7 protein-coding genes are annotated in these 11,411 nt (G+C 24.6%); all 7 read left to right on the top strand.

Annotation, left to right across the window (positions count from 1 at the left end):
• The first annotated feature begins 677 nt into the window (after positions 1-677).
• The 7 genes from AC4FQW_RS03815 (at position 678) to rbr (ending at position 11,302) form a co-directional block, all read left to right on the top strand.
• Complete coding sequence (locus tag AC4FQW_RS03815) at positions 678-2,267, top strand: FRG domain-containing protein (protein WP_491147324.1); 1,590 nt, start codon at positions 678-680, stop codon at positions 2,265-2,267.
• A 294-nt stretch (positions 2,268-2,561) separates the two neighbouring features.
• A complete protein-coding gene (locus AC4FQW_RS03810; RefSeq protein WP_491147322.1) occupies positions 2,562-4,622 on the top strand; it encodes a DUF262 domain-containing protein in 2,061 nt (686 codons plus the stop codon).
• Positions 4,623-4,788: 166 nt separating this feature from the next.
• Positions 4,789-5,400: a nuclease-related domain-containing protein gene (locus AC4FQW_RS03805; protein WP_491147321.1), complete on the top strand. Its 612-nt coding sequence runs from the start codon at positions 4,789-4,791 to the stop codon at positions 5,398-5,400.
• Between the two features lie 93 nt (positions 5,401-5,493).
• Complete coding sequence (locus AC4FQW_RS03800) at positions 5,494-5,892, top strand: HIT family protein (RefSeq protein WP_491148148.1); 399 nt, start codon at positions 5,494-5,496, stop codon at positions 5,890-5,892.
• An 8-nt stretch (positions 5,893-5,900) separates the two neighbouring features.
• Complete coding sequence (locus AC4FQW_RS03795; RefSeq protein WP_491147320.1) at positions 5,901-8,396, top strand: DEAD/DEAH box helicase family protein; 2,496 nt, start codon at positions 5,901-5,903, stop codon at positions 8,394-8,396.
• A 2-nt stretch (positions 8,397-8,398) separates the two neighbouring features.
• The gene (locus tag AC4FQW_RS03790) at positions 8,399-8,707 is read left to right on the top strand and encodes a phosphoribosyl-ATP pyrophosphohydrolase (RefSeq protein WP_491147318.1); all 309 of its coding nucleotides are present in this window, start codon (positions 8,399-8,401) and stop codon (positions 8,705-8,707) included.
• 390 nt (positions 8,708-9,097) lie between these two features.
• Positions 9,098-11,302: a rubrerythrin gene (rbr, locus tag AC4FQW_RS03785; RefSeq protein WP_491147316.1), complete on the top strand. Its 2,205-nt coding sequence runs from the start codon at positions 9,098-9,100 to the stop codon at positions 11,300-11,302.
• Positions 11,303-11,411 lie beyond the last annotated feature (109 nt).

Genomic DNA, 11,411 nt, shown 5'->3' with positions numbered 1-11,411 from the left:
CCTCAAATTTAAGTTGTGTTTATAATTAATGGTTGTATAGTCTAGGAAATATGATTGTACTAGGAAATAAATTAATGTTTTTTAGAAAATTTATATGCAGGTTCGCGGCAAATTAAGTCACTAAAGTTATACATATATTAGCTATACCAGCTAAAGTAACTAATAATATAATGAATTTAGGTTATGAGATTAAAAGTTAAATGTTGATGGATTTTAAGTAAATGATAGAACGGTGTATTAATCATAATTAATTATAAATATTCTATATGAATATGTAATTACTTGTTATAGATTTGTGTAGGCTTCTATATATTAAGACACTAAAAAAGTAAATTATATGGAGTAACAATCTGGATAGAAATTTTTAAAAAGAGAATTATAAGAATATGGAGAAAATTAATTGCGAAATTAGGAAAGTAAATCAAATAAATACCTATAAACTTGAGTTAGAAATAAATTAAGAGAGCAAACGGATTTTGGGGATTCGTCTGAAGAAATTTAAAATAAGCTAAATGAATTACAAAAATTATTGAATACGTATTAATAATTATCTTATTATATAAACTAAATTTAATTGTAACTTATGTATATTTATGATGAGTTTCTGTAAATTTTTGTGATTATATAAAAGTAGAGATATAAATAGATTATAAAGTGAGAGAAATAAGAAAAATATATTGAAAATAGAAAATAAGAACAATAAAGAGCTTTACAGGGGGAATTACTATGGTAAAAATATTTCTGACAACGTAGTAGAGATAATAAGTTTATATGAATTTATATCTATAGTTTCAAAATATGAAGGTAAAGGGAATGTATTTTTTAGAGGTCAAAAAGATAAAGAATATAATATATCGTGTAGTTTATCTAGAGATGAGGGGTATGTAAAAAATGAAAATAACATGATATTAGATACTTTAGAGAATAAGCCAAGAGAATTTGAAGTTTATAAAACTCCAATAGAGATATTGTCTAAAATGCAACATTACGAAATACCAACAAGATTAGTAGATATAACAATAAATCCATATATAGCGCTTTATTTTGCAATAGAAGAAGCAGAGCATGTTGCGGATGCTGAAATTTTTATATTTGAGAAAAAGCCATATGCTATAAATAGTAAAGATATAAATTTAGTGTCATTGCTAGCTGTAGCAGAAGATTATTCTTTTCAAGCATTGATTGAATTATATAAAGAAACATACAGTGAAGAAATCACAGAAGATGAAATTATTGAAATAATAGAAGAAAATAAATTGGTAGAATTTAATGAATTTTTAAGTCATACTAATGAAAGATTATATAATCAAAAAGGTACATTTATATTATGTACTAATGTAGTAGAAAATAATATTATAATGAATCAAGTAAAAGAAATAAGTAGGAATGATGTGAGCTTTACAATAAGAGTTCCTGTTGAGTATAAAAATAGAATAAAAGACGAACTAAATATAAAGTATAATATTAATCGATATATTATATATCCAGAGATCTCTATTTTCGCCAAGCATATAAAAGAAAAATATAAAGTTAAAAATACTAAATCTATAAACAATTATAAATTTAAAATTATAGAAAAAGATGATATATCTCATAATCTTGCTAAAAGATTAAGTATAAAAATAGAGTTAGAGTATAGAATGTCTATAGACACTATAAAAGAAATAGTTCATAGTATAGTAAATGAGCATAAACATCAGTATGATGTGCTATGGCTATATGTATCTTCAAGTAAAGAAGATACTATAATATGTAATTGGACAGTACAAGCTTTGTGGATTAACAGTAATCTTAGTAACCAAGCCAGACCATCAGCTTCTGGTAAATTAGAAGATGATGAAATCTACTGGACATATGGCAGAGGCCTAACATTTACTAGAGAATACTATGAGCAAAATATATTCAAAGAAGATGTTAAACTTTTAAAATTAAATTATAATGAATTACAAAATGTCAAGCGAGTTTATTATAAATTAAAAAAAGGATTCAATGAGAAGACTATTGATGAGTTTTTAAATATAGTAAGTAAATATAAGAATGAAATTAATGAAATCTATTTTAGATTCCAAAATTTTGGAATTTCAAGAAATCCAGAAGTGAGTAAATATTTACATATATACCAGGAAATAGCTTGTGATTTTGATAATATAACTTTAGTATCAGATAGCTATTTACTAGGAAGATATTTTATCAGTTTAGATGAAAATATAGCTGAAGCTGAATCTAAATATAAAGAAATTCTATTTATGTATAGCATAAAGAAGTGAAGGTAAATTTAAATATAGTATTTATAAAAAATGTGCGATAGTAATTATTGTTAGAGTGTAACTACTGTTGCACATTTTTTATAGCATGAATTTTATTTATCTAAAATAATGATGTTAATATGAGTTGAAAAAGGCGTATCAATTGAGCATTACTAAATATAAGTAGTTGATTAAATAGTAGTAAAAATAAGTTAATATACTTTAAATAATTATGGAAAACTATGGTACAATAACAGTATATGATTAAAAAATATAGTAACAATTCAAATATATAATAAAAAATGAGGGATAAAAATGAAGGCTAATGAAAAATGGTTATTGAGATTTTTAGATAGTTCAGATACAAACTTTGTAATACCAGTATATCAAAGAAATTATGACTGGAAAAAAGAACAATGTAAACAATTATATGATGATTTAGTAAATGTAGTTAAATATGATTACAAATCACACTTTTTTGGTACTATTGTTTCTATTTATAACGATTCATCAAGAGATAGAGAATATTTAATAATAGATGGACAACAAAGAATAACAACAGTATCTTTAATGCTTTTAGCTATTTATAACATATTAGATAAAGGAAGACTTGAAAGCAATAAAATAAGAAAAGAGAAGATATATAATCAATATTTAGTTAATCCTTATATGGATGATGATAGTAAATTAAAATTAAAGCCTATTAAAGATGATAGAAAAGCTTTTGAAAATATATTTAATGATGAAGAGCTAAGTGAGGAATCAAACATATCAGCAAATTATAAATATTTTTATGAGAGAATTATTGATGGAGAAATATCATTAGATGATTTATATTCAGCTATAGAAAAATTAATGATTGTTGAAATTGAACTTAAAAATGGAGAAGACGATCCACAATTAATATTTGAGAGTTTAAATTCAACGGGGCTTGATTTAACAGATGCAGATAAAGTTAGAAATTTTATACTTATGGATAAAACATCAAAAGAGCAAGAAGATCTTTATAATAATTATTGGAATAAGGTTGAAAAAAATACACTTTATAATGTTACAAGTTTTTTAAGAGATTACATGACTGTTAAAGAGAGAAGAATTTCTAATATAAATAAAGTATATATAAACTTTAAATCATATATAAAAGATAATGATATAGATATAAAAGATTGCCTAAAAGATATTCTTAATTATTCAGAGTCTTATAATAAAATATTGACAAGCAATACGGGAATAAAGGAAGCAGATGACCATTTACAGAAAATAAATAAACTTGAAGTAAGGGTTTCATATCCTTTTTTACTTGAAGTACTTGATGATTATAATAATGAAATCATAACATCTAAAGATTTAACTGAAATATTTAAAATAATAGAAAGTTATATTTTTAGAAGAATAATGTGTGGGGTTGCAACTAATGCTTTAAACAAAGTATTTATGAATTTATGTAAAGAAATAAAATCTCATAAAAATTATGAAGATAATTATGTTGAAGTATTAAAATATGTATTAACAAATAAAAATTTATCTCAACGTATTCCAGATGATATTGAGTTTAAAAGAAATTTCTTTGAAAACAACATTTATAATTGGAAAAGTAAAAATAAGCTTTATTTATTAGAAAGGTTAGAAAATTATAATAATACAGAAAAAGTTGCTATAGAAAAATTAGTTGAGCAAAATGAATTAAGTATAGAACATATTATGCCACAAAATCTAACTCCAAGTTGGATAGAAATGCTTGGCGAAAATTATGAAGAGGTTAAAGAAAAGTATCTTCATACAATAGGAAATTTAACTCTTACAGGATATAATTCTCAAATGAGCAATAGACCATTTCACGAAAAGAAAACTATAGAGGCTGGTTTTAACAATAGTAGATTAAAACTTAATAAATATATAGCTTCAGTAGATAAGTGGGATGAGGAAGAAATAAAGAAAAGAAGTGAAATTTTATTTAATTTGGCTAAAGAAATATGGCAATACCCATATACTGATTATAAGATAGAAAAGGAGAAAGAAAATTTATTTTATCTTTCAGAAGAAGAAGACTTAACAAATTCAAAAGTTAAAGGATTTTCATTTATGGGAATAGAAAGAACTTGCAAAACATGGACTGAATTATTTGAAGAAGTATGTAAAATGCTATATGATTTAGATCCTTTTATATTTAGAAAAATAACTAAGAAAGATTTTGGGGATGAGTATTTAAATAAAAGATTTAGTTCAACTAATAAAGATTTAAGAATAGAAGTAAAACTTGCAGAAGATGTTTATGTAGAGAAAAATTTAAATACTAATGCAAAAATATATACTTTAAGAATTATATTTGATGAATACGGAATTGATTATAATGAATTAAGCTATTATATAGAATAAAAGTTAAATTAAAGAGTACCATTAAAGGTGCTCTTTTTTAAATTTATAATGTAATTCAGTGAAATAACAATAATTATATTAAACTTTAGTAAACTATAAACTTAATATGAAAATTATAACATTAATTTATATATAATGGAAATGGATAGAGTAAGGGGGAATAATAATGACATATCTAATTATTTTATTTATTGTACTACTGATAGTGTTTAAAATATTAAATACAAAAAAAGTTTCAACAAAAATAAAAGGAGATTTAGGAGAAAAAAGAACGAGAAAAGTTTTACTTTCATTAAAAGAATATAAGGTATTAGATGATGTTCTTTTAGAATCAAAAAATGGAACAACTCAAATAGATCACATTTGTATTGGACCTAAAGGAGTATTTGTAATTGAAGATAAAAACTATAGTGGATGGATATTTGGAGATGAAAATTCAAAGTATTGGACACAAACTATTTACAAAGAAAAAAATAGATTTTTTAATCCAATTAGACAAAATTATGGACATATAAAAGCTACAGAAGATGTAATAAAATCTATATCAGATATAAAAGCACAATCTATAATTGTTTTTTCAGATAGATGCGTAAATACAATTACACCAGTTTTACATAGACAAGATTTGAAAAGATTTTTAAATACATATAATTCAGAATATAACTTTGATGAAGAAATGATAAAAAGAATTTATTACAAGCTACTTAAAGCTAATATCTTAGATAAAGAAAAAAGAAGAGATCATTTAGATAGAGTAAAGAGTATTAAAGCTTCATAGAATAAATTATAAAAAGTGCTAATTAACAAAAGTTATTAGCACTTTTTTGTATATCTAAATTTATACTTTATTATAATATATGCTAAAATATGTATATATAAAAAAGAGGAGAAAAGTATGGATTGTTTATTTTGTAATTACAAAAAAGAAGACTACATAGCAGAAAATAGTTTATGTTTTGCTATATATGATAAATTTCCAGTAAATGAAGGTCATGTTCTTATAATACCAAAAAGACATTTTAATAATTACTTTGATGCAACAGAAGAAGAAATAAAGTCAATGTACAAGCTATCTCATAAAGTAAAAAACATATTAGATAAAAAATACAAGTCAGATGGATACAATATTGGTGTAAATGTTGGATATTATGGAGGTCAAACAATAATGCATCTTCATATGCACATAATACCAAGATACAAAGGTGATATAGAAGATCCAAGAGGTGGAGTAAGAAGAATAAAAAAGCAATTAGTTTTTTATAATGGTTAGGAGTATTTATGGTAAAGGTAATAGCTGAAAAAGAAATTAGTATAACGAGTATAAAAGAAAAAGAGATAAAAGAAAATGGCAACTGTATAACTGGGGGAAACTCTAACTTTTTAATACATAAGCTAAAAGATGCATTTAAGAAGGCAAAGAAAGTTGATATAATAGTTGCATTTTTAAGAGAAACGGGAGTTAAAATTTTAAAAGAAGATTTAAGCCTTGCGGTAGAAAATGGATGCAAAATAAGAATACTTACAGGTAACTATTTAGGAATAACAGAACCATCAGCTTTATATTTAATGAAAAATATATTGGGTGATAAGACGGATATGAGATTTTATAAAGATTCAAAAAGGTCTTTTCATCCTAAAGCATATATTTTTCACTACGAAGATGGAGATGGAGATATATTTATAGGTTCTTCAAATATTTCAAAATCAGCTTTAACATCAGGATTAGAGTGGAATTATAGACTTAAAAAAGAGCAAAATGAAGAAGATTTTAATTATTTTTGCAGGGAATTTGAAAATTTATTTTTAAATGAATCAATAATATTAAATGATCAAGAACTTAAAAGGTATTCTAAATCATGGAGAAACCCTAAAATATATAAAATGAGTAACTTAGATGATGAAAACAAAGAAGAAAAAAATAATGTAATTCAAATATTTTCACCAAGGGGAGCGCAAATAGAAGCATTAAGTGAACTTAAAAAACTTAGAGAAGATGGAATGGATAAGGGGATAGTAGTTGCTTCTACTGGTATAGGTAAAACTTATCTTGCAGCTTTTGATTCATTAGATTTTAATAAGGTATTATTTATAGCACATAGAGAAGAAATATTAAAGCAAGCTGAGGAAAGTTTTAAAAATGTAAGGAAAAATTTAAAGACAGGCTTTTTTAAAGGTGAAAATAAAGACAGAGATGTAGAAGCTCTTTTTGCATCTGTACAAAGTTTAGGTAAAGAGGAATATTTAAATGAAAATTGGTTCAAGAAAGATTATTTTGATTATATTGTAATTGATGAATTTCACCATTCAGTTACTAAAAATTATCAAAACATAATAAATTATTTTAATCCAAAGTTTTTGCTTGGTATAACAGCAACTCCTGAAAGAATGGATAATAGAGATGTATTTTCTATATGTGATTATAATATTGCATATGAAATAAGGCTTCCAGAAGCAATAAATAAAGGGTATTTATGTCCATTTAGATATTATGGAATTTATGATGAAACAGTAAAATATGAAGATATACAATTTAAAAATGGAAAGTATAATACACTAGAACTTGAAAAAGCATTAATGATTGATAAGAGAGCAAATTTAATATTTAAGCATTACAAAAAGTTCAATTCAAAGCAAGCTTTAGGTTTTTGTTCATCAAAAGCTCATGCAGATTATATGGCAAGATATTTTGTAGAAAATGGAGTTAAAGCATGTGCTGTATATAGTGATGCAAAAGGAAAATATTCATTAAGTAGAGAAGATGCTCTTAAAAAGCTTAAAAATGGAAAAATTAATATAATATTTTCAGTTGATATGTTTAATGAGGGTGTTGATATAAAATCATTAGATATGGTTATGTTTTTAAGACCAACAGAATCACAAACTATATTTATGCAGCAACTTGGAAGAGGTTTAAGATTAGATAAAAATAAAGAGTATGTAAATGTACTTGATTTTATAGGCAATTATAAAAAGGCTGATATGATTCCAAAGCTTATTGGAGGAATTAAGCCAAAAGATAAAAGTGTATCAAATAATCCAAATTATTTTATTTATCCAGAAGATTGTTATATAGATTTTGATTTTGAACTTGTTGATTTATACAAAAAACTTTTAAGTAAAGAAAAAAAGTTTGAAGAAAAATTAAAAGAAGAATTTTATAGAGTAAAAGAAGAAATTAATAAAATTCCAAATAGAGAAGAATTTATAAGTTTAATAGATGGTGAAGTTTACGGAGAAGCTAGAAAAAAGGGTAAGAAGAATCCTTTTAGAAATTATTTAGAATTCTTAAATAGTTTAGGTGAAATAAGAAAGGAAGAATTAAGTTTAAGAGGAACTTTAGCAGAAGAATTTATTAACTATATAGAATCAACTAATATGAGTAAAACATATAAGATGCCAATACTTTTAGCTTTTTATAATAATGGAAATATGAAGCTTTCAATTGATGAAGATGATATATATAATTTTATGAAAGAATTTTACAGTAAGCCATCTAATAAGAAAGATATTATAGGTAAAAATAATAAAGATAGTATAGAAAATTGGGGAAAGAAAGAATATATAAAAAAGGCTAAAGAAATGCCACTTAAATTTTTAGTTAAATCTGGTGGAAAATTTTTCTCTTTTAAAGATGATAAATTTATGTTAACAGAAGAACTTAAAGATTTCTTAGATAATGATACTTTTAAAGAAAATGTAATTGATGCAATTAATATGAGAGTAATTGAGTATTACAAAAATAGAGGAATAGAAAATGTGGGAGCTGATGATTAAGTATGAAAAAGTATAATAAATTAGTTAGAGATGATATACCAAAGATAATAGAAGATGCAGGTAAAATGTGCAATATAGAAATAGTAACAGGAAAAGAAAAAACAGAGTATTTAGAAAAAAAGTTAAATGAAGAAGTAAATGAATATTTAGAAGATAAAAATTTAGAAGAACTTGCAGATGTTATGGAAGTATTATTTGCTCTTGCAGACAATTTAGGATACAAAGAAGAAGATCTTTTAAATAAAAGAGAAGAAAAAAGATTAAAAAGAGGAGGCTTTAAAAAAGGTATAATTCTTAAAGAAGTTAAATAGAAACATAATATAAATTATAAAAGTATTATATATGATTTTAATTTATATTTTATTTAAATAATATACAATCATTAAAAGGTATCTACATATAAAGTAGATACTTTTTTTATTAAATTTAGTTTTTTAAGATAAATTAATCTAAAAAAACATTAATAACATAAAACACACATATTAAATAATTAATTAAAAGATTTATATAAAACCATTAATTATACAAAATAAAAATTAAATATTTTATCTCTACAAAATTCATATTATATTTTCTAAAGTTTCATATTATTCTTGAAAACTTTTACAAAAATTATATTATTTTATATTATAATTTATTAAGGTAGTAGATTTAAATTGTTATTTGTTAGAAACATTATAGTATAAGAAAGGAGTAAATAAATGAGCAAACATTTATCTACAAATATCCGTGTAGCTATTGAACCAGATAATCCTTCAATTTGTAGACATGAAGAAAAATGTATAAAGTGTGGTATGTGCAAAAATGTTTGTACTGATTATATAGGTGTAAATGGACATTATGATTTAAAAAATACTAATGATATTGCTGTATGTATTAATTGTGGTCAATGTGCTAATGTATGTCCAACTTGTAGTATTACTGAAGTATATGATTATAAAAAGGTTGAATCAATAATAAAAAGCAATGAAAAAATAGTTATATTTTCTACATCACCAGGAGTTAGAGTATCATTAGGTGAAGAGTTTAATATGCCAGATGGGAGTTTTGTAGAAGGGAAAATGATAGCTTTACTTAGAGAGTTAGGTGCTAATTATGTTCTTGATACAAATTTTGGGGCAGATTTAACAATAGTTGAGGAAGCAAGTGAATTGATAGAACGTATAAAAACTAATAATAAGCCACTTCCACAATTTACAAGCTGTTGTCCTGCATGGGTAAAATATGCAGAAACATTTCATCCAGATATATTAGAGCATATTTCAACTTCTAAAAGTCCAATTGGAATGCAAGGACCTACAATAAAAACATATTTTGCAAAGAAAATGGGAATTGATCCATCTAAAATTGTAAATGTAGCTTTAACACCTTGTACTGCAAAAAAGTTTGAAATTAAAAGAGATGAAATGAACGCATCAGGAAAATATTATAATATAGATAATATGCGTGATATGGATTATGTTATTACAACAAGAGAATTAGCTATTTGGGCAAGGGAGAGAAATATTGAATTTAATAATTTAAAAGATAGTAGTTATGATAAGTTAATGGGTGAAGCTTCAGGAGCAGGAGTTATATTTGCAAATACAGGAGGAGTTATGGAAGCTGCTCTTAGAACTGCTTATTCATATATTACTAATAAAAAACCACCAAAGCAGTTTTATGATTTAGAGCCAGTAAGAGGATTAGAAGGAATTCGTGAGGCAACAGTAAAAATTGATAATATGAATATAAATGTGGCTGTTATTTATGGTACTAAAAATGCATCTGAATTTATTAATAGAATGAAAACTGGAGACAAGCAGTATCATTTTATTGAAGTTATGACTTGTCCAGGAGGTTGTATTGGTGGTGGTGGTCAACCAAAAGATATTAATTTTAAAGGAGATTATATTAGAGAAAAACGTATTGAAAGTCTTTATAAAAGAGATTCTAATATGAAAATTCGATTAAGTTATGAAAATGAAGAAATAAAAGCACTTTATAAAGAGTTTTATGGAAAACCTTTAAGTAAACTTGCAGAAAAAATGTTACATACAATATATTTTGATAGAAGCAAAGATTTGGGAGGTAAAAAAATGAGTGAATCAGTAAAGTATCGTTGTTCAGTATGTGGGTATATACATGAAGGAGAATTACCAGAAGGCTTTACATGTCCAATTTGTAAAAATCCTGCTTCAGTATTTGTAAAGGTAGAAGATAATAAATCTTCAAATAGTAATGAAGAAAAATCAGAAAATGAATCAGTAAAGTATCGTTGTTCAGTATGTGGATATGTACATGAAGGAGAATTACCAGAAGGCTTTATATGTCCAGTTTGCAAAAGCCCTGCTTCAGTATTTGTTAAAGTAGAGACACAAAGTGAGTTAACTAATAAATATAAAGGAACTAAGACAGAAAAAAATTTAATGGAAGCATTATCAGGTGAATCAATAGCTAGAAATAAATATACTTTTTTTGCTGATGTTGCAAAAAGTGAAGGCTATGAACAAATTTATGAATTATTTTTAAAAACAGCTGGCAATGAAAGAGAACATGCTAAATTATGGTTTAAAGAACTTGGAAATCTAGGAGATACAATGAAAAATCTTCTTCACGCTGCTGAAGGTGAACATTACGAATGGTCAGATATGTATGCTAGATTTGCAAAGGATGCAAGTGAAGAAGGCTTCTTTGATTTGGCAGAAAAGTTTATAGAAGTATCAAAAATAGAAAAATCACATGAAGATAGATATCGTAAACTTTTAAATAATATAGAAAATAAAAATGTATTTAAAAAAGATGAAAAAACAATATGGGAATGTTTAAATTGTGGATTCCTTATAGAAAGTATAGAAGCTCCAGAAGTTTGTCCAGTATGTAATTATTCACAAGGTTTCTTTGAAGTTAGAGCAGAAAATTATTAGTATAAATTTAATTATATATAAATCAAATTTAAATAGTCATTAAATTCAAAGAGAAATTAAATTAGTATTATCGTTTAAAAATATAGAAAATACTAATTTAATTCCTTTT

This window comes from Clostridium sp. TJA085 (assembly GCF_058310235.1).
This window is presented reverse-complemented; position numbering and strand designations above follow the sequence as displayed.

Coding starts and splice junctions, on each gene's coding strand:
- rbr (WP_491147316.1), top strand. CDS start 9,098: ATGAGCAAACATTTATCTACAAATATCCGTGTAGCTATTGAACCAGAT.
- AC4FQW_RS03805 (WP_491147321.1), top strand. CDS start 4,789: ATGACATATCTAATTATTTTATTTATTGTACTACTGATAGTGTTTAAA.
- AC4FQW_RS03790 (WP_491147318.1), top strand. CDS start 8,399: ATGAAAAAGTATAATAAATTAGTTAGAGATGATATACCAAAGATAATA.
- AC4FQW_RS03795 (WP_491147320.1), top strand. CDS start 5,901: ATGGTAAAGGTAATAGCTGAAAAAGAAATTAGTATAACGAGTATAAAA.
- AC4FQW_RS03810 (WP_491147322.1), top strand. CDS start 2,562: ATGAAGGCTAATGAAAAATGGTTATTGAGATTTTTAGATAGTTCAGAT.